Annotated in this window: 21 protein-coding genes; 8 read left to right on the top strand and 13 right to left on the bottom strand. The window is 41.8% G+C overall.

The genetic code is table 11. The annotated features are described in order from the left end of the window. Positions 1 to 12 precede the first annotated feature (12 nt). Both ACP26M_RS12340 and ACP26M_RS12335 read left to right on the top strand, forming a co-directional pair. A complete protein-coding gene (locus ACP26M_RS12340; RefSeq protein ID WP_426589231.1) occupies positions 13 to 1,374 on the top strand; it encodes a cystathionine beta-synthase in 1,362 nt (453 codons plus the stop codon). 116 nt (positions 1,375 to 1,490) lie between these two features. Next, on the top strand, positions 1,491 to 1,865 hold the full coding sequence (locus tag ACP26M_RS12335) for an NTF2 fold immunity protein (RefSeq protein WP_426589229.1): 375 nt from the start codon (positions 1,491 to 1,493) through the stop codon (positions 1,863 to 1,865). Positions 1,866 to 1,964: 99 nt separating this feature from the next. On the opposite strand, the gene ACP26M_RS12330 is transcribed toward ACP26M_RS12335, so the two are convergent. From ACP26M_RS12330 to ACP26M_RS12320, 3 genes are all read right to left on the bottom strand, one after another. Then, entirely contained in the window at positions 1,965 to 3,527 is a 1,563-nt protein-coding gene (locus ACP26M_RS12330) for an ArnT family glycosyltransferase (RefSeq protein ID WP_426589227.1), read from the bottom strand. A gap of 233 nt (positions 3,528 to 3,760) precedes the next feature. After that, positions 3,761 to 5,068, bottom strand: coding sequence for a UDP-N-acetylglucosamine 1-carboxyvinyltransferase (gene murA / locus ACP26M_RS12325; RefSeq protein ID WP_426589225.1), 1,308 nt, complete (start codon positions 5,066 to 5,068; stop codon positions 3,761 to 3,763). A gap of 267 nt (positions 5,069 to 5,335) precedes the next feature. Further along, the gene (locus ACP26M_RS12320; RefSeq protein WP_090524547.1) at positions 5,336 to 6,076 is read right to left on the bottom strand and encodes a DUF4290 domain-containing protein; all 741 of its coding nucleotides are present in this window, start codon (positions 6,074 to 6,076) and stop codon (positions 5,336 to 5,338) included. A 205-nt stretch (positions 6,077 to 6,281) separates the two neighbouring features. Here ACP26M_RS12320 and ACP26M_RS12315 point away from each other — a divergent pair, with 205 nt between their 5' ends. Beyond that, positions 6,282 to 7,379 carry a mandelate racemase/muconate lactonizing enzyme family protein gene (locus ACP26M_RS12315; protein ID WP_426589720.1) on the top strand — a complete coding sequence of 366 codons (1,098 nt, stop codon included), beginning with the start codon at positions 6,282 to 6,284 and terminating at the stop codon, positions 7,377 to 7,379. 5 nt (positions 7,380 to 7,384) lie between these two features. Beyond that, positions 7,385 to 7,840 carry an N-acetyltransferase family protein gene (locus ACP26M_RS12310; RefSeq protein ID WP_426589222.1) on the top strand — a complete coding sequence of 152 codons (456 nt, stop codon included), beginning with the start codon at positions 7,385 to 7,387 and terminating at the stop codon, positions 7,838 to 7,840. 63 nt (positions 7,841 to 7,903) lie between these two features. On the opposite strand, the gene ACP26M_RS12305 is transcribed toward ACP26M_RS12310, so the two are convergent. The 6 genes from ACP26M_RS12305 to ACP26M_RS12280 form a co-directional block, all read right to left on the bottom strand. Continuing rightward, a complete protein-coding gene (locus ACP26M_RS12305) occupies positions 7,904 to 8,041 on the bottom strand; it encodes a hypothetical protein (RefSeq protein ID WP_188831604.1) in 138 nt (45 codons plus the stop codon). Between the two features lie 103 nt (positions 8,042 to 8,144). Continuing rightward, positions 8,145 to 9,515 carry a dipeptidase gene (locus ACP26M_RS12300; protein WP_426589220.1) on the bottom strand — a complete coding sequence of 457 codons (1,371 nt, stop codon included), beginning with the start codon at positions 9,513 to 9,515 and terminating at the stop codon, positions 8,145 to 8,147. A gap of 167 nt (positions 9,516 to 9,682) precedes the next feature. Beyond that, positions 9,683 to 9,850, bottom strand: coding sequence for a hypothetical protein (locus ACP26M_RS12295; protein WP_426589218.1), 168 nt, complete (start codon positions 9,848 to 9,850; stop codon positions 9,683 to 9,685). 60 nt (positions 9,851 to 9,910) lie between these two features. Further along, positions 9,911 to 10,960 (bottom strand): hypothetical protein, encoded by a 1,050-nt coding sequence (locus ACP26M_RS12290; protein WP_426589216.1) that lies wholly within the window; start codon positions 10,958 to 10,960, stop codon positions 9,911 to 9,913. A gap of 72 nt (positions 10,961 to 11,032) precedes the next feature. Next, positions 11,033 to 11,185: a hypothetical protein gene (locus ACP26M_RS12285; protein WP_426589214.1), complete on the bottom strand. Its 153-nt coding sequence runs from the start codon at positions 11,183 to 11,185 to the stop codon at positions 11,033 to 11,035. Positions 11,186 to 11,414: 229 nt separating this feature from the next. Next, on the bottom strand, positions 11,415 to 11,576 hold the full coding sequence (locus tag ACP26M_RS12280) for a hypothetical protein (RefSeq protein WP_175489905.1): 162 nt from the start codon (positions 11,574 to 11,576) through the stop codon (positions 11,415 to 11,417). A 568-nt stretch (positions 11,577 to 12,144) separates the two neighbouring features. Between ACP26M_RS12280 and ACP26M_RS12275 the strand changes: the two genes are divergently transcribed. Then, positions 12,145 to 13,575, top strand: coding sequence for a tetratricopeptide repeat protein (locus ACP26M_RS12275; RefSeq protein ID WP_373614214.1), 1,431 nt, complete (start codon positions 12,145 to 12,147; stop codon positions 13,573 to 13,575). Between the two features lie 27 nt (positions 13,576 to 13,602). Here ACP26M_RS12275 and ACP26M_RS12270 read toward each other — a convergent pair whose 3' ends face one another. From ACP26M_RS12270 to ACP26M_RS12260, 3 genes are all read right to left on the bottom strand, one after another. Next, positions 13,603 to 13,902: a hypothetical protein gene (locus ACP26M_RS12270; protein WP_373614213.1), complete on the bottom strand. Its 300-nt coding sequence runs from the start codon at positions 13,900 to 13,902 to the stop codon at positions 13,603 to 13,605. A gap of 219 nt (positions 13,903 to 14,121) precedes the next feature. Then, positions 14,122 to 14,490, bottom strand: a complete 369-nt coding sequence (locus ACP26M_RS12265) for a helix-turn-helix domain-containing protein (protein ID WP_373614212.1) — start codon at positions 14,488 to 14,490, stop codon at positions 14,122 to 14,124. A 167-nt stretch (positions 14,491 to 14,657) separates the two neighbouring features. Further along, positions 14,658 to 16,943 (bottom strand): ATP-dependent helicase, encoded by a 2,286-nt coding sequence (locus tag ACP26M_RS12260; RefSeq protein WP_373614211.1) that lies wholly within the window; start codon positions 16,941 to 16,943, stop codon positions 14,658 to 14,660. A gap of 152 nt (positions 16,944 to 17,095) precedes the next feature. On the opposite strand from ACP26M_RS12260, the gene ACP26M_RS12255 reads away from it, so the two are divergent. Next, positions 17,096 to 17,599 carry a hypothetical protein gene (locus ACP26M_RS12255; RefSeq protein ID WP_426589210.1) on the top strand — a complete coding sequence of 168 codons (504 nt, stop codon included), beginning with the start codon at positions 17,096 to 17,098 and terminating at the stop codon, positions 17,597 to 17,599. A 10-nt stretch (positions 17,600 to 17,609) separates the two neighbouring features. Here ACP26M_RS12255 and ACP26M_RS12250 read toward each other — a convergent pair whose 3' ends face one another. Then, a complete protein-coding gene (locus tag ACP26M_RS12250) occupies positions 17,610 to 17,969 on the bottom strand; it encodes a response regulator (protein WP_373614209.1) in 360 nt (119 codons plus the stop codon). A gap of 351 nt (positions 17,970 to 18,320) precedes the next feature. On the opposite strand from ACP26M_RS12250, the gene ACP26M_RS12245 reads away from it, so the two are divergent. Both ACP26M_RS12245 and ACP26M_RS12240 read left to right on the top strand, forming a co-directional pair. Next, entirely contained in the window at positions 18,321 to 18,710 is a 390-nt protein-coding gene (locus ACP26M_RS12245) for a transposase (RefSeq protein WP_426589207.1), read from the top strand. Next, positions 18,641 to 19,519 carry an IS3 family transposase gene (locus ACP26M_RS12240; RefSeq protein ID WP_426589718.1) on the top strand — a complete coding sequence of 293 codons (879 nt, stop codon included), beginning with the start codon at positions 18,641 to 18,643 and terminating at the stop codon, positions 19,517 to 19,519. The genes ACP26M_RS12245 and ACP26M_RS12240 overlap by 70 nt, the downstream gene beginning before the upstream one ends. The last annotated feature ends 178 nt before the right edge of the window (positions 19,520 to 19,697 follow it).

Below are 19,697 nucleotides of genomic sequence, written 5' to 3'. Positions count from 1 at the left end.
GAGATTTAAATTATGTGGTACAACAACATACTCGATACCATTGGCAATACGCCGCTGGTAAAACTGAATAAAGTAGCAAAAGATATCCCTGCTACCGTTTTAGCTAAAATAGAGACAACCAACCCCGGCAACTCCATTAAAGACCGTATGGCCCTTAAAATGATTGAAGACGCCGAGAAAAGCGGCAAACTAAAACCCGGCGGAACTATCATTGAAGGCACATCAGGTAATACCGGTATGGGCCTGGCAATTGCCGCAGTTATAAAAGGCTACAAATGTATTTTTACGAGTACCGATAAACAATCAAAAGAAAAGTTTGATGCCTTGCGCGCCTTTGGTGCCGAGGTAATTGTTTGTCCAACCAATGTGGAGCCTGAAGACCCACGATCATACTATTCGGTATCATCACGCCTGGAGCGGGAAGTCCCTAACTCATGGAAGCCCAATCAGTATGATAACCTGAGCAACTCGCAGGCGCACTATGAAAGTACCGGTCCCGAAATTTGGGAGCAAACTGAGGGCAAGATCACCCACCTTATTGCAGGTGTAGGCACCGGTGGTACTATCTCAGGCATCGCCCGTTATCTGAAAGAGAAGAACCCGGCTATCCAGGTTTTGGGTATTGACACTTACGGGTCTGTATTTAAAAAATACAAAGAGACAGGCGTATTCGATAAAAACGAGATTTATCCATATATCACCGAAGGTATCGGCGAAGATTTCCTACCGCAAAACGTTGATTTTAGCCTGATAGATCATTTTGAAAAGGTAACCGATAAGGATGCCGCCCTCATGACCCGCGAGATCGCCCGCAAAGAAGGGATCTTCTCTGGTAACTCAACAGGTTCAGCAGTTGCAGGTTTGCTGCAGATGAAGGATAAGTTTAAAGAGGGCGATGTAGTTGTGATCATCTTCCCGGACCATGGTACCCGCTATCTTGGCAAAATGTATAATGATGACTGGCTGCGCGACCGCGGTTTCCTGAAAGACGAAAAATTGACCGCCCGCGATATCATCAGCAAAAAAGATGTGCAGGAAATTATTACCATTGATTGTGAAAAGAGCGTGCTGGAGGCTATCAATACCATCAAATCGCTCAATATCTCTCAGATCCCGGTTACGCAAAAAGGTATGGTAATTGGGAAGATCACCGAGAGTGATATCCTTGATTCGCTGATCGAGAACCCTTCGATCAAATCGCAGCCGATCAAAAACATTACCACAGCTCCGTTCCCCTTTGTTGATCTGAATACTTCGATAGACAGGATCTCGGCGATGATCAATAAAGATAATATTGCTGTGCTTGTTGAAGACGGGGAGGGTAAAATCGAGATTATTACCCAGTATGATATTATAAACGCTATATCAGCCTAAGGCTAAAAGCTAAAGGCCAAAAGCTTGAAAGGTGTTGTGCGGTGAGCATGGCACCTTTTGTTATTTGGTGTTTTATTGCGATATTTAAGTTCGGCCTAATGAATATCTGAACCCTTATGACAACGAAATATCTTTATGTAATAATCCTCACAATGCTTTTATTATCCTGTAATAACTGGCCTCCTAAAGAGGTACGAATTAAAGAAGGTCGTAAATTGATTAGTGCGGCACTTGAGATGCCAACGAGGTATGATTTTGTTGCAGGTCACGAAATAAAAACTGAGGACGAAGCGATTGAATTTGCGGAGCCAATTTTGTTTGGGATTTTTGGAGAAGACAATATAAAAGATGAGAAGCCTTATTCAGTTGATTTGGTTGATGGTTATTGGATACTGGAGGGTAATTTACCGAGGGGGTATCATGGAGGTACGTTTGAAATTATTTTTTCGGCAAGGAATGGATGGGTTATATACCTCTCTCACGGTAAGTGAATTTTAATAAAAGGTCATGTATGATCAGTGTTATTAAAAAAATTAATTTGTCTACCTGATTTTTAAAGTCTCCCCTTTAGTGGAGATTTGGAGGGGCGTTTACTCCAACCTCTTCTTCGCCAATTCCGGGCTATACCGTTCATTTAACCGATAATTTGGCGTAATAATAAACACAGCCGTGCCTTTTTCGCGCGCAAGCGGATTAGTTACTTCGCCTACTTTCGTAAAACTGCCTATCATATTTCCGGCCACAAATTCTTTAATATTTTTTCCGCCGTTTTCATCTACATAAATCAGGTATTTGCTTTTGAGGCTATCGGGCGCCCAAAAGGTAAAGCTGCTGTTCAGTGATATTACATCGGGATAACCGTATTGCTTACGATAATGGTGGATTGCACCGGCTTCACCGTAGTTATCGGCATAGACCATAGTTTGTTTCTGATCATCGGGGCTAAGGCTTTTGTAAGCTTTATCAACCAGTGCTGCCATATCATCCCAGCCCAGCATGTCGGCATAATCCTGGGTGGTAGCGTGTTTTTTACCATCTTCCCAGGTCATCGAAAAACGAGCAGGGGGGAGGTGTTTATCGACAAACCGAAAAAATGCCAGGGTTTGGTCCATTGGCAAAATAGGCAATAAAATAGGCAGTAACAACGCATTGGGCAACGTAAACAATATTACCAGGGCAGTACGCAAAACATAGCCGGTGGTTTTTAATAAACGCTCAAAACCAAAGGCCCCTGCAGCAAACAGCATAGGGTAAGCACCAAAAATGTAATAGCTTTTGCCATCCATCATCAGTAAAAAAAAGAAGATAAGTGCATAAGCCAATGCCAAAAACTGGAAGTTACGCAGCCTGAACGAAAATATCAGGAACGCCAGTCCGTTAAGCCATACAAATAACGCTACACCGTTAACCAGTAATTGCTGTTTAATAAAGTCAGTCGGGGTTATGTAGTCAAGCTGTTGTTCACGCAGGGCCTTCATGTGCGTAAATACCGGCATGTGATGTGTTAGCTGCCATATCAGGTTAGGCAGTACGATAACTATTGTTATCAAGGCAGCACCAAGAATATGCTTATTGAACAGTAATTTACGCTGCTTACTAATAAGGATCCCGATAACGAGCGAAGCCGCGAAAAACAGCATGGTGTACTTGGTAAGTACGCCAAAGCCAACGGCTGCGCCAAGCCAGTACAGGTACCTTACATCGGTAGTGTTGAGGTATTTTACGAGCAGCCAAACGGTTAATACCCACCAAAACTGATCGAATACTACAGGCTGAAAAAGATAGTCACTTGCTGCAAAGGCAGGCGCAAAAATGAGCGATAAACACGCAAGGGTTATGGCAAACTTCTTTCCGCCAAATTCTATTACTATAAGTCCGGTGAGCAGCACAATAAGCCCTCCAAACAGGGTAGGGAACAATCGCGCAGCAAAAACCGAGTTGCCAAAACAAGTTATAGAAATTTTTGCCAGGATGGCTATAAATGGCGGTACTTCCTTGTATCCCCAATCCAGATGATCGGCCAGTACAAGGTGCAAAAACTCATCCCTGTGGAAACCAAAATGCGATATGGCGAAAAGATTAAGAACAACTTTAATAAATACAAATATCAGTACAAAATAAACGTAGGTAGATTTCCGGTTTTTGTAAGGCATTGTTTATAGAATGGTTTTTTTAAAGGTAGTATTTTTGAGGTGAAAGGTAAAAGGTTAAAGGCGAAAGGTCTTTAAAAAGTAAATTATTAATGCCCCTTTATATGCAACGATTTAAGTATTCCCCGGTTTAAGTACTATATTTTGATAGAAAAAGTTCTAAAATAAAAAAAGGTTAAAGGCTTTGCTAAGTGCAGCTACCTTTAACCATTAACCTTTCGCCTTTAACCTAAAACTTAGATCCGGGTTATATCAGCGCCTAAAGCTTTAAGCCTGGTATCAATATGCTGATAGCCGCGTTCAATTTGTTCAATATTGTAAATGGTTGACTGGCCTTGTGCCGAAAGTGCGGCGATCAATAAGGAAACCCCGGCGCGGATATCTGGCGAGGTCATAGAGATACCGCGCAGTTTAACCTGGTTATCCAGGCCGATAACTGTTGCACGGTGCGGGTCGCAAAGGATGATCTGCGCGCCCATATCCAACAGCTTATCCACGAAGAATAAGCGGCTCTCAAACATTTTTTGATGGATCAGTACCGAACCTTTGGCCTGGATAGCAACAACCAGCACGATACTTAATAAATCGGGGGTAAAGCCAGGCCAGGGTGCATCGGCAATGGTCATGATACTGCCGTCGATAAAAGTCTCTATTTCGTAATGTTTCTGGGCCGGGATAAAAATATCATCACCTCTAAGCTCCAGTTTAATACCTAAACGCCTGAAAACGTCGGGGATCATGCCCAATTCTTTGTATTGAACATCTTTAATAGTAATCTCAGATCCCGTCATGGCTGCAAGACCAATAAATGAACCGATCTCGATCATGTCGGGCAATAAGCGGTGCTCTGTGCCGCCCAGTTTTTCAACACCTTCAATGGTTAACAGGTTTGAGCCAATACCGCTGATCTTAGCACCCATACGGCTCAGCATTTTACAAAGCTGTTGCAGGTAAGGCTCGCAGGCTGCGTTGTAAATAGTAGTAGTGCCTTTGGCTAATACCGCGGCCATTACCACGTTGGCCGTTCCTGTTACAGAAGCTTCGTCCAGCAGGATATAAGTACCCTGCAGGTTAGAGGCATCTACATTAAAGAAACCGTTTTGGGGATTGTAATTGAATTGTGCACCCAGTTTTTCAAAACCCAAAAAGTGGGTATCCAACCTGCGGCGACCGATTTTATCGCCACCTGGTTTAGGGATAGATGCTTTGCCAAAACGGGCCAGCAAGGGGCCAACTATCATGATGGAACCACGTAAGCCGCCGCCCTTTGATTTAAAAGCTTCAGACAGGAAAAAATCCTGGTTGATGTCTTTGGCTTCGAATGTGTAAGTATGCTCGTTAATACGTTCAACAATAACGCCCATATCGCCAAGCAGCTCTATCAGTTTGTTTACATCCTTAATATCGGGAATGTTGCTGATGGTTACTTTTTCTTCAGTAAGCAATACGGCAGATATAACCTGTAAAGCTTCGTTTTTTGCACCCTGCGGGGTTATTTCACCTTTTAGCGGTTTGCCGCCATTTATTACAAATGCGTTAGTCATGCGGAGTTTCGGATAATTGATATGATCACCAATGATAAACTGTAAAAAGCTATGATCGGTTTTGCCAAATAATTTATATGGGGCAAAGATTAGAAAATTAATGCAGATAAAATAAAAGCCAGGAGGGATTTATCATTAATGATATTAATACAAAAACGTCATTGCGAGGTACGAAGCAATCTCAAACTATACAGGACGGACCTGCTAATCGGGGATTGCTTCGTACCTCGCAATGACGCTCTTTTTGCCCTTCGGAAGTACCCGGGGTTAATATTTTTTTGCGCCGCCGTTGTTACGGTTGCGGTTTTGGTTGTTGTTGCGGTTTTGATTATTGTTTTGCCTGCCGCCATTACCGCCACCACGGTTTTGATTGTTTTGGTTATTGTTGCGGCCGCGGTTGTTATTATTGGTGTTGTTTTGCTGAAAGTTATTAGGGCGGAAATCAACACGGTTAAGGTTAATGTTCTCTTCCAGTTTCAATGTACCGCCCGATAAAGCATATAAATCTGACAGGATGCTTTCGTCGCTTACCGAATCTTTGTTCCATTGCACGTAGGCCATTTTCATGAAATTGGCTATAGCCTGGATCATGTGGCGCTTACGTTCAGGTTCCTCAATGGCTTTAGCTTTTTCAATCATCAGCTCAATGGTTTTGCCATAGTGCTTGTATTTGATACGCTGATGAGGATAGTTTAACGGTGCTGGTTTAATATGCACAGCATCCGGCGATGGTTTGGGATACGGTGAATCCACATCAATCTGGTAATCAGATATGATATGCAGGTGGTCCCACAGTTTGTGTTTAAAATCGGCCACATCGCGCAGGTGGGGGTTAAGGAAACCCATCAGGTCAATAACTACCTGTGCGTAGCGGTTACGTTCTTCTTTAGTTGGCAGCGCTACAATATATTTAACCATATTTTGTACGTTACGGCCATATTCAGACAGGATCAGTTTATTCCTGGTTGAGTTATAATCAAAATTTGCAGGCGTGTTTTCTTTAGCCATGGTAATAATTTTTTAAGAAAGTTGAAAGTTAGCCAGGCAAATTTCCCTGATTGGAAGGGCAAAAGAGGCTAAAATTGAATTGTTACTTGTATTGAAGTAGTGCAAATATAAACTAATACTTATAATACGCAAATTACGTTGGTTAATTGTTGCAAATATTTGTTTTATTTTAGCTTTAAACATCTACAATTTGGAAAATCAGCAAATTACCATCACGCATACAGAGATCTACCGCTTCAGCATCCCGATGGAGCCGTTTACCATTGCCACCGGAACATTATCTCACGCCCAAAATGTTTTTATCCGTGTGCATACCGATGCCGGTTTTTACGGTGTAGGGGAATGCTCGGCTTTCCCGATGATTGTTGGCGAAACACAGGATACCTGCCTGATTATGGCGCGTGAGTTTGCCCGCTTATGGAAAGGCAAGGATGCGCTTGATATCGAAGCCCGGCTTGGCGAACTCCACAGTTTTACTGCCGGTAATACCACTATAAAAAGCGCCTTTGATAATGCACTGTTTGATATAGCTGCAAAAAATGCAGGCCTGCCATTATACCAGTTTTTGGGTGGCGAAAAACGAGTTGTTGAATCGGATATTACGATAGGCATAGCCGGGCATCATACCATGGCTTTAAAAGCGCTTGATTTTAAAGCTTCCGGTGCTAATATATTAAAGGTGAAGCTGGGCAAAAATGTAGTGGAAGATGTAGAGCGCATTAAACAGATCCGTGAAGCTGTTGGCCCGGGTATGAAAATCCGTATTGATGCCAACCAGGGCTGGACTTTTAACGAAGCGGTTTTTGCCTTGCAGTCAATTGCGCAATATGATATTGAATTTTGCGAACAGCCTATACGTACCTGGTATGACGACCGGTTACCTGAATTGATGCAGCTATCGCCTGTTAAGATCATGGCCGATGAGAGCGTATATAACCACCACGATGCCCGCAAGCAGATCAACGCGGGCGCCTGCCATTATATTAATATAAAGATGGCCAAGTCGGGCGGTATTTATGAGGCTAAAAGGATCCATGACGTTGCTGCTTCATACGGGATACCCTGTATGATGGGAGGGATGCTGGAAAGCCGGATAGCATTAAGCGCCAAATTACACTTTGTATATGCCAGTCCAAATATCCGGTTTTATGACATGGATACCTGTAAACTGGGGCATTTGGTTGACCCTTGCGTTGGCGGGGCCATATATGATGGATATCATTTAACCATCGACGACGCGCCAGGCATAGGCGCCGATGCCGATGAAGTATTTTTGGCCGATTGCGAACGATTTACTATTTAACAAATATGCTGATCAGAAAAGCTACCATTGAAGACCTGCCCGTATTGCTTCAATTTGAGCAGGGTATAATTACTGCCGAACGTCCTTTTGATAGCACGCTTAAACCCGATCCTATCAGTTATTATGATTTGAAGGCGTTCATAACCTCAACAGATGTACAGGTTTTGGTAGCCGAAATTGACGGAGAGATAGCGGGCAGCGGATATGCCCGTATTAAAAAGAACCCGGATGCGTACTATGACTTTGAAAAATATGCCTATCTGGGTTTTATGTATGTTTTACCGGCCTATCGGGGAATGGGCGTAAACCAGACAATTATTGAGGGATTAAAGAAATGGGTGGCAGATCAGGGACTTGCCGAAATCAGGCTTGAAGTATATAACGATAATATTGGAGCCATTAAAGCCTATGAAAAGGCTGGATTTAAAAAACGTATGATCGAAATGCGGATAAGGCTGTAATGGAATTATATAAAAAGAGCCGGTAAGTTTCCCTTGCCGGCTCGTGGGGGTGTTATACATATTTTATAACAGAGGCTTTCGCTTCATTTTATTTTCGCTTAAAGCTTTAGCTGTTTTTGTTTTTTCCTGTTTTGATGATTTTAGATCGCGCAACTGCTTAGATGCATCGGTCTTTTCTTTGTCCAATTCTTTAGTTGCCATGGTTTTGATTTTTGTATAGTTAGATAATATCATAAATATATTATTTGTTTTACCTAAATCAAAAAATAACTACCCTTATCGCGCAAATTAATGCTTCATGACATTAGTTTGATAACTCCGCAAAGTATTTGTGAAACAACGGAATGGTTTCTATGCCTTTATAATAATTGTAAATATCATATTTCTCATTAGGCGAGTGCAGGGCATCGCTATCAAGCCCGAAACCCATCAATACAGTTTTTAAACCAAGCTCAGCTTCAAACAAAGCAACAATAGGGATACTGCCGCCGCCACGGGTAGGGATGGGCTCTTTACCAAATGATTCGGCAATGGCTTTTTGAGCGGCACGATAAGCCACGCTATCAGTTGGGGTTACAGCCGGTTCGCCGCCGTGATGTGGAGTTACCTTAACCTTAACATAGGGAGGTGCAATACTTAAAAAATGGTCGGTAAACAGTTTGGTTATAGCATCAGACGTTTGGTTGGGTACTAAACGCATAGAGATTTTGGCATTGGCTTTTGAAGGCAACACTGTTTTGGCGCCCTCGCCGATATAGCCGCCCCAAATGCCGTTTAGCTCAAGTGTAGGACGGGTGCCTGTACGCTCAAAAGTACTGTAACCCTTTTCGCCCCAAAGCTCGGCTACATCAAGGTCTTGTTTGTACCCGGCTTCATCATAAGGCGCGCTGTTCAGGGCTTTGCGTTCTGCTTCGCTCAAAGGTACTACATCATTATAAAAACCGGGAATGGTGATATGATTGTTTTCATCGTGCAGGCTGGCAATCATTTGCGCCAGTATAGTGATGGGATTAGCCACCGCACCGCCGTAAACGCCCGAATGCAGGTCGCGGTTTGGGCCGGTTACCTCAACTTCGAGGTAAGAGAGGCCACGTAAGCCCGTTTCAAGCGAAGGGTGCTCCATGCTGATCATCGAAGTATCAGAGATCAGCACCACATCGGCTTTCAACTTTTCCTTGTTGGCTTTTACAAAGATGCCCAGGTTGGATGAGCCCACTTCTTCTTCGCCCTCAATCATAAACTTAATATTGCAAGGAAGTGTACCGGTTTGCATCATCAGCTCAAAGGCTTTTACATGCATGTAAAACTGTCCTTTATCATCGCAGGCACCGCGGGCATATATTTTTCCATCCCGAACAGTTGGTTCGAATGGCGGTGTTTTCCACAGTTCCAGCGGATCTGGGGGTTGTACGTCGTAATGGCCATAAACCAATACGGTAGGCTTGGAAGAATCTATGATCTTTTCGCCGTATACAATAGGGTAGCCGGCGGTTTGGCATATTTCAACATTATCGGCTCCGGCATCGCGGAGCTTTGCTGCCACATAATCGGCAGTTTTTAATACTTCAGGTTTGTATTTTGGATCGGCACTAACCGATGCTAAACGTAACAGGTCAAATAACTCATCAAGTAAACGCTGTTTGTTTTGCTCAACATATTGCTTTATGTGCTGCATAATATTATTGTTTGCAGCAAATATAGCTAATTAGGTCATTGCAGTCATTAGGTCATTGAGTCATTGAGTCATTCAGCATGTACAATATAATAGATGAAGAGCTCCTCAGCTAACCAGATTTATAATTCGTGCAATTCGACGAAATTAATGCCGGTTTTAGTTTTTAGTCAGTCTGCAGACCCGAGGTCGTGTTTTGGCGAATTAGGGACCTGATTTGAAAACTCAGCTCTCTCAACCTTTACTTTAACTTCAGTTTTTGCTCCTTTATGAGTTAATGATACAGCGGTAAGACCTGTAGCTATTAAAACCGCTGCTGCAATGATGAATTTTTTCATGTTGTTAACTATTCAAATTTTAGTTTATAACATATGATTTTATAATGGAAGTGTTGTTGATTATGCGGTAAAATCAGCAGAACCTAAATCTCTTTTTGGACCAGGGCCAGACATAGCGAAGTCAGCAGAGCCTAAATCTCTTTTTGGACCAGGACCAGACATAGCGAAGTCAGCAGAACCTAAATCTCTTTTTGGACCGGGACCAGACATAGCGAAATCAGCAGAGCCTAAATCTCTTTTTGGACCAGGACCAGACATAGCGAAGTCTGCAGAACCTAAATCTCTTTTTGGACCGGGACCAGACATAGCGAAGTCAGCAGAACCTAAATCTCTTTTTGGACCGGGACCAGACATAGCGAAGTCAGCAGAGCCTAAATCTCTTTTTGGACCAGGGCCAGACATAGCGAAGTCAGCAGAGCCTAAATCTCTTTTAGGGCCAGGACCAGATACTGCGAAATCGGCAGAGCCTAAATCTCTTTTTAGACCAGGACCAGACATAGCGAAGTCAGCAGAACCTAAGTCGCGTTTTGGTTGAGGGCCGAAGGCGAAATCAGCAGAACCTAAGTCACGTTTTGGTTGAGGGCCGAAGGCGAAATCAGCAGAACCCAGGTCACGTTTTGGTTGAGGGCCGAAGGCGAAATCAGCAGAACCTAAGTCACGTTTTGGTTGAGGGCCACGGGCAAAATCAGCAGAACCTAAGTCGCGTTTTGGCTGAGGACCGAAAGCAAAATCAGCAGAACCTAAGTCACGTTTTGGTTGAGGGCCACGGGCAAAGTCAGCAGAACCTAAGTCACGTTTTGGTTGAGGGCCGAAAGCGAAATCAGCAGAACCTAAGTCACGTTTTGGTTGAGGGCCGAAGGCGAAGTCAGCAGAACCAAGATCACGTTTTGGCTGAGGGCCGAAAGCAAAATCAGCAGAACCGAGATCACGTTTTGGTTGAGGGCCACGGGCAAAATCAGCAGAACCTAAGTCGCGTTTTGGTTGAGGGCCACGAGCATCAGCAGAACCTAAATCACGTTTTGGTTGAGGGCCGTTAGCGGCATTTGCTAATGTGGCGGTCGATAATATAGTGCTTAATGCTAAAGTTGCTACCAGTGTTAAATTTTTCATGATGTTTTTTTAATGTGGGGGTACGTAAATATTTTTTGTTTATTAAATCTTTTGTTTGTTATTGTCTGTTTTTTAGTCGGCGCTGCCTAAGTCTCTTTTAAAACCGGTTGTCAGCGAGTTCACTGGTGTAATCACCATTTTCGTTTTGTTTTCATTTTTGTTTGTAGCTGATGATAATGCTCCTGCACTAAGCACTACTGTTGTTATGAGGATGAATTTTTTCATGTTGTTTTATGTGTTATTGATCTTGAATAGTTAAATCAGTCAGCACTTCCCAGGTCTCTTTTGTAACCGGTTGCGAATAAGTGAAGGTTAGCAAACTCAACTTTTGGACTTTCCTTTTTACAGGACGAAATGGCCCCAGTGAACAGAACTGCTAAAGCGATGGTGATTATTTTTTTCATGACCGTGTTATATTATCGATGTTGAACTTTCTGTATGATTTAATTGGATTTCAATCGGCGCTTCCCAGGTCGCGTTTAAAACCTGCCGGCGTTTTGTTGAAATTGACAGCTGTTGGCTGTACATCTTTTTTTGCCGATGATGACAAAACTGATGACGATGAGAGCACCCCGGCGCCTATGGTAAGGAGTACAAAAAACACTGCTTTTTTCATATTGATTAATTATTGTATTTAATATTATATTTTTTAAATTAATACGATATCTGATATTTAATAAAATCCGTCAAGCTTATTTAAAGCTTATCACAAATATTTTAAAAAGTTGATTTTACTCTCTGTTTTTTAAAAACCCTGTTTTTCTAAAATTTTAAAAAAGATTCTCTGTTTCGTATTTTTACACTATTAATTATGGCGTTAAATTACTAATTTTAAATGTAATATCATCCAGATTACTTACCGGTATGGTATACAATTTATTGCACGATTTTTACATTATTTCATTTATTTGATGTACAAACTATAATTATATTGTAAATCTCAGGATATATATTGCAATATTATTGTAATTGGCTGCAATATATTGGGAGCGATATTGTATAGGATGTTCTTTGTATTTAATATATTGTATTTCAGATATTTAACAATGCAAATATAGATATGTTTTTAATAGGGATAAAAAACATATGAAAATAATTTTCCACAGTGTTTTTTATTCTTAACATTAAATATAATTCAGCATTATTTTATAACTTTCACCCCAACAGAACGTAAAAGTGTTTTAATGAAAAAAATCGGCACATTTATATTATTCTTTTTATTATCGCTGTCGGTATACGCGAATGATATAATTGATGTTGCTGCAAAAGATACTAATGAGGTAATAAGCCTGAATACCAGCGCTTATACAAACAGGCTCACAAACCCCGAACAAACGGTGGAAGACGCTACCAAAGCGCTTAAGCTATCCACCAAACTCAATTATATTAATGGTATTGCAGAAGCTTATCGGGTTATCGGTATTGGTAAATACTACCTTGATCAGCCTGAAAAGGCTATTGAAAACTACCTGAACTCCCTTTCATATTTTACCCGCAACAATAACCTGAGGGGCGAAGCCAAGGTTTATAATAATATCGGGATCTTGTTCCGTGACCATGACTACGAACGCTCCCTTACCTATCTTAACCGATCGCTGGAAATAGCACAAAAAATAAATGATACTAAATTGGTAGGCTCATTGTATTTAAATATCGGTAACGTTTACACGCGTAAAAATAACCTGTATATGGCGCTTAAGTTTTATGATAAAAGTTTTCCCATATTTCAGAAACTGAGCGACTCGGTAAACCTGATCCAATGTTTGCAAAACCGTGGCGTTATTTATTTTAAACTTAAGGATTACGATAAGGCCCTGGGTTTACTGCTGGAGGCTAATGCCGGTGCAAAAGCGCGCGACCTGAACGAGTCAGTAGCCAGTGTTGACCTTACGCTGGCAGCGCTTTACATGACAAAAGGCGATTTTAAAAATGCGGAAAAGATGGTGCAGGAGGGGACTGCTTATACACAGTTAGTAAAAGACCCTAAGCTTGACTACGATTATAAATACACTACATACGAACTGGAATATAACAAAAAGAATTTTGCCCGTGCGGTAAATTTACTAAGGGAAATATATACCCAGGATAGTGTTACCTATAAAACCAACGTATCGGCGCAAATGAACCTGGTTGAGGCCAAACGCCGGCAGGAAGAGCAACTGAAAGAAAACGAAAGAATTGCAGAGCGCCAGGCTTACGACCGGTCGAAGTTTTGGGCGGTGACCGTGGTTGCGGGTTTGATGCTTGTAGTAATTGGTTTGCTGATCAGCAATGTAAAACGTAAAGCCAAAACCAATGCACAGCTTACATTGCTAAACGGTGAGGTATCCCGGCAAAAAGATAATCTTGATAGGATAAATCATCATCTTGAAGAGATCATTGACGAGCGTACCAAAGATCTGCAGTTAAAAAATAAAAAGCTTTCTGAGCATTCGTCATACCTGTCGCATCAAATCAGGGGGCCTATAGCTACGTTACGCGGCTTGATCAACCTCGAAAAAGAAGGCCTGGTTGACCAGGCCGAATGTTTGGATATGATGGATAAATGCGTATCCGAAATTGATGAAAAGATCATCGAGATGAGCGACATGCTGCATAACCCGCCGAGAGTTTAACTTTCGTCCGATCCTCCCTCTCCAGGTTTAACTAAAGTGTACAGGCAGGCTGGAGTGGATCTGCGCTTCCATAAGCCCAAGGTAAATACAATACCACGATATCATTTGTAAAACCAGCAGCTGTCTGTGTTTATTATAGCCCTGTGTTTCAAAAGCCAGTGTTGTTTCATCGCCGGCAGTTACAAAAAACCTTACTTCGCCTTTGCTCGGTTTAAAACGTGCGCGCAGCAAATCAAACGCTTTAACTTTTAGCTTACTTTTAGGATCATGGATGATACCGTCGCTCGAGGTTTCGTTTTTTGATATGGAAATAAGATAATTTGACATACAATTTGCTTTAGTAAACTGCGTGCCACAATTATTACTCCAAAATGGCTATAAAACGCTCATTATGGATAAATTAGCCCATACAATGGGGGGCTTTTTTTTCAAATTTCCTTTTGTTAAATATTGTTAACTACTATTTAATGTAACGTATGAAACAGGACACTGATGCGAAGCAAACAATGTACACTATCGGTAAATTGTAATGTTTACTGCACACCTTTAGATGGCTACACTGGCCTTATTGCGCAGCTCTTCATAAAGTAATATGACCTTACGTTGTAAACTGGCGATTTCTGATTCGCGATCTATCAGTTTTCTCTGTGCAAGGCTTAAACTCGACGGCTTCATATCAGTTTCGTCAGTATCGAGGGCCAGTATGTTCACCACGTTTACATCGAAAATATTGGCAATTTGTTCAAGACGCGAGAGGTTGATATCGGTTACTCCTGTTTCAATTTTTGAAAACGCAGGAATAGAGATGCCCAAACGGTTAGCCACATCTTCCTGGCTCCATCCATGCTGATGGCGTAATGCCCGGATGTTTTTACCAACGGATTTGTTTGTTTGCTTTTTAATAGTATCGCTCATATCAATTAAATATTAATTAAGGAAAGGGGATACTTATGCAATCCAAATGGTATGCCATCATTAAATTACCTTTAAATTAGTGTTATTAAGGCGATTTAATGATGGACCGTGGCGGGGGCTTGGGGAATCAATTCCTCAAAGTAGGGATTTTAACTCTTGGTTTATGTTTACTGAACTATGTAAAGTTTCGCAAATTTTAATAACAACTGCTTTTGACCAATCTCCTTAAAGAAGATTGTGGCTTTTATATCGGGCTTATTACCCTCAAGAGCGAGTACTTTGCCAAAGCCGAAACGTTCGTGTTCAACCTCCATACCCACTTGCAAACCGGATGTATCAGAAGGTTTGAAATTAGCTGAAGGTACGTGCGCTTTGGCCAGTATCGAAGTGGTTTTTACCGGTGCTGCAGCTGCCGGTTTTGGCCGCGAAAATGTGTCGGGCTGTTTATCCCTGCTCCATGCTTTACGCTCATCATCAAAAAATGGATTATTGCCAGAAGCGGGTTTGGCGGTATAGTCTAGTTCAAGATATTTCGCGTCAATTTCATCCAAAAAGCGGCTTGGCTCGCAATTAATCAAGGTTCCAAACTTAAAACGCGAGGTGGCGTAACTAATATGGAGCTTGCTTTCGGCACGCGTAACGGCTACATAAAACAGGCGTCGCTCTTCTTCAAGATCGCTGCGTGAGTTAAGCGACATTTGCGACGGGAAAAGGTTTTCTTCCAGTCCTACAACATAAACCTGCGGAAACTCAAGCCCTTTTGATGAGTGGATGGTCATAAGCGATACCGTATCGGCATCTTTGTTTTTATCATTATCATCGTTAGTTAAGAGGGCCACATCCTGCATGAAAACATCAAGGCCTTTTTCTTCAATATCCTCCCGCTCTGAAAACTCCTTGATCCCGTTTAAAAGCTCCTGGATATTTTCGTAACGGTTAAGCCCCTCTACCGATTTATCTTCATAAAGGTCCTTCAATAAGCCCGAATGCTGCGCGATATATAAAGCCGACTCATAGGCAGACTTGGTTTTGGTCAGCACCTGGAAGCTTTGGATCATGGTAGCAAAAGTGGATACGGCCCCCGATATTTTACCCTCGAGGTATTTGCCCGGTTCAACAATAACTTCCCAGGGCGTTATACCATGCTGATCGGCAGCTACAATGATCTTATCAACCGAGGTATCGCCAATGCCACGTTTAGGGTAATTGATAACGCGCTTTAAAGCTTCTTCATCATTAGGGTTAAAGGTGAGCCTGAAATAAGCTATCAGGTCCTTAATTTCCTTACGCTGATAAAACGAAAGCCCACCATATATTTTATATGGGATGCCCAGCTTGCGCAAAGCCTCCTCCATAGACCGCGACTGCGCATTGGTGCGGTAAAGGATAGCAAATGCCGACCATTTAAGCCCGTTTGAGCTGCGGTCTTGCATAATAGCTTCGGCTACTATTTTGCCTTCCTCATTATCGCTGAAGGCCCGCATAACTTTGATCTTATCGCCCGATTCTTTTTCGGAGAATACGTTCTTCTTAAGCTGGTCTTTATTATTGCGGATGATGCTGTTGGCTACATTCACAATGTTTTGAGTTGAGCGATAATTTTGCTCCAGCTTAAACACTTTCAGATCGGGGTAATCCTTCTCAAAGTTTAAGATATTCTGAATGTTGGCACCACGGAAGGCATAGATACTTTGGGCGTCATCACCTACTACGCACAGGTTTTCGTTAACAGCGGCAAGCTTTTTAACAATAAGGTACTGCGAAAAGTTGGTATCCTGATACTCATCAACCATGAGGTATTTAAACTTGTGCTGGTATTTATTGAGTACGTCGGGGTGGAGTTTCAGCAGCTCGTTGGTTTTGTACAGCAAATCGTCAAAATCCATTGCTCCAGCACGGTAGCAGCGGGTGGCATACATCTCGTAGATCTTGCCCATTTGCCCGCGGCCGCTCGAAAAGTCGTCGGCCTGGATCTGCTCGTTCTTGTTATATTCCTGCCAGGAGATCAGGTTATTTTTTGATGCCGAAATGCGGTTGAGTACAAAGTTTACATTATAAAGCTTATCATCAAGGTTCATTTCTTTTAAAATGGCCCTTAAAACGCTCTTGCTGTCGTCGGTATCGTAAATGGTAAAGTTGCTTGGATAACCGATTTTTTCGGCCTCAACCCGTAATATTTTCGCAAACACCGAGTGGAACGTACCCATCCATATGTTTTTAGCTTCCGCGCCAACTACATGGGTAATACGCTCGCGCATTTCGCGGGCGGCCTTGTTGGTAAATGTAAGTACCAGTATGTTAAATGAATCAACACCCTTGCGTATCAAATGCGCCACGCGATAGGTAATAACCCGTGTTTTGCCCGATCCGGCACCGGCAATGATCATCACCGGCCCCTCGGTTTGTTCAACCGCTGCCCTTTGTTCGGGGTTTAATCCCTGTAAGTAATCCAAAATCTTTTCCTCTTTTCTTGAAGCAGCGAAATTAAGGTTTTGGGGCGAAAGGGGGAAAAATTTCGGATATCGAATTTGAGATTTCGGAATTATAGTAATGACTAATCGTTGTCGGTAATAAATATTCATTAGAATTGTAACTAATATTAAAAATGGCAGAAATCTTCGACACTTATACCCGCCGTCCGCTCATTTATAAAATGATGCAGATACCTGCGGTTTTATTATTGATTTTCTTTGTAATGGCTCCCTTTGCCAGGAATTTAAATGGGCCTTTGTTATTCATAATGATTTCATGTTTCTTTTTGGGTTTTATCGGCTATTTTGTGAACTTGTTTTGGTCGAGTATGCCGAGTTATACAAAAGAAGGAGAGTTGTTTTTTGCGGAAGATAGGGTTGTGTTGAATAACACTGTATTTATCTTAAATGATCTGAAACTGGTAGAAATAGATTGCCATAATTATGTAGGTAAGCCCGGAAGGTTAAGAAATGACGGCACTTATAACAAGATCAAAATCTCCAAAAAGAACGGAGAATCTATCGAATATCGCTTCGTTATTAATTCAGGCAAAAAATGGCATAATCTCGGGGTGATTATGAAGCAATGGAAACAAAATGGCTTCAAAATAATCTCTAATGGGATAGATCTTATCTAACTTCCTTCCATCAATTCAAAAACTTGTTAATCGTTTTCACCAGCTTATTTATATCAAAAGGCTTGGGTACAAAGGCATCATATCCAAAATTAACCAGGGCAATAGCCTGTTCATGGTAAGCTGAAATCAGAATCACCGGGATATGCCGGGTATCTTCGTTGCCTTTAATAAGCTGACAAATACGACCGCCGTTAAGGCCGGGCAGCATATAGTCGGTTAATACAAGATCGGGGTTGTACGCTTTTACAGCACCAATAATATCATCAGTACGGTCAAGACCGGTAACCTCAAAATCATGAAAGGTGAGCACTGTTTCAAGTACCCGTAAAATTTCAGCGTCATCTTCAATTATGAGTATATTTCTTGCCATAGTTAACATGCTAATTGTAATTTGCTATTAGCCTTTAATATTAAAAATAAACAAAATGTTTTATAATTAAAAATATTTTCAAGTGTTTAATTGAAGTCGATATAGGTTTGTATTAGTGGGTATATTGCTTATTAACAGGTGGATATAGTGTTTTTTTTAAGGATATTTTATGGTTTTTTAAAGGGTGCATAATTTTACACTGACCGCGATAAAAAAACTCACAGTTAAGCAAACACAATTATCAAAAAAAGCGATGAGCCCAAACACCCATCGCTTTTTGAAGTTCTCTCTAATCTCTTGTCCTGTCCTGAAATAGGTTGACAAAAAAAGGTTAACAAAAAGGCAGGAAACATGACAAAAAGAAGTGTAAAAGTAGTTCGGTACAGTATTAGCTTTAAACAAAAGGTAGTGCGGGAGATAGAGGAAGAGGGTCTTAGCCTGGCAGAGGCAAGCCGGCGCTATGGGATCAGCGGAGCTGAAACAGTAAGCAGGTGGCTTGGGGCTTTAGGAAAACAATATTTACAAAACAAGGTAATCAGAGTGGAAACGAAAGCAGAGCAGGATCGGTTATTGGAATTGGAACAAGAGGTAAAAAAGTTAAAGCTGGCTTTGGCTGATGCTTACCTGGCCAGGGATTGTGCGGAGGAAGTTGTCAAACAGGCAGGTAAGCTATATGGAGAGGATTTAAAAAAAAAGTTTGGCGGCCAAGTATCGGGGTACTCCGGTCGAAATATGGATTAAGCGAACTATGTGGTTATTTTGAGGTAAGCCGGAGTGGCTACTACAAGGCGGTGTCTGCAGCGGACCGGAAAGCATTAAATGAGACGATGGTATTGTCGTTGGTTCACGAGGTGCGCCGGTATCATCCGCGCCTGGGGGGCAAGAAACTGTATTTCCTGTTAAAAAAAGATATAAGTAAAGCAGGAATAAGAATGGGCAGGGATATGTTCTTTGAGTTGTTAAGCAGGAATAAGCTATTGGTAAAAAGACGTCGTAAGTATGTATCTACGACAGATTCTTACCATCGGTTTAGAGTTTACAGGAACCTGATGAAAGACAGGCAGCTTACGGGCGCTCATCAGTGCTGGGTATCAGATATTACCTATATCCGCACTTCAAAAGACTTTGTATACCTGTTTCTGATCACAGACGCATATTCGCGAAAGGTGGTAGGCTGGTATTTATCAGAAAGCCTTAGAATTGAAGGGGCTATCCGTAGCCTGGAAATGGCCATCAGGCAACGGCAGCCTGCGGATAATCTGATCCATCATTCAGACCGGGGGATCCAGTATTGCAGCAATGATTATACAAAACTGCTAAAAAAGGCTAAGATCGGCATTAGTATGACCGAAGAGAACCATTGTTACGAGAATGCCATGGCAGAACGGGTGAATGGGATACTGAAACAGGAATATGGCCTTGATAGCACGTTCGATTCAGCAAAGGATGCAATAAAGGCAGTAAAAGAAGCGATTGGCTTTTATAATATGAGCAGGCCGCATTGGTCATTAAACCTGGCTACGCCACAACAGCTACACATGGCAGCTTGACTTATCAACAAAAACAAGCTCCTTTTTAAAAGAAAAAAAGAAGCAAAAAAAGAAAAGCTGTTAATAAGTCGGAAACTCTCCGAGTTGCCGACTTATTAACAGCTCAAATAAACAATAATAATGTCTACTTTTTTCAGGACAGGACACTAATCTCTAATCTCTAATCTCTAATCTCTAA

The sequence above is a fragment of the Mucilaginibacter sp. R-33 genome, from assembly GCF_049949235.1.
Classification (GTDB): Bacteria; Bacteroidota; Bacteroidia; order Sphingobacteriales; family Sphingobacteriaceae; genus Mucilaginibacter.
The sequence above is the reverse complement of the archived record's forward strand: the minus strand, read 5'-3'. Positions and strand labels throughout refer to the sequence as shown.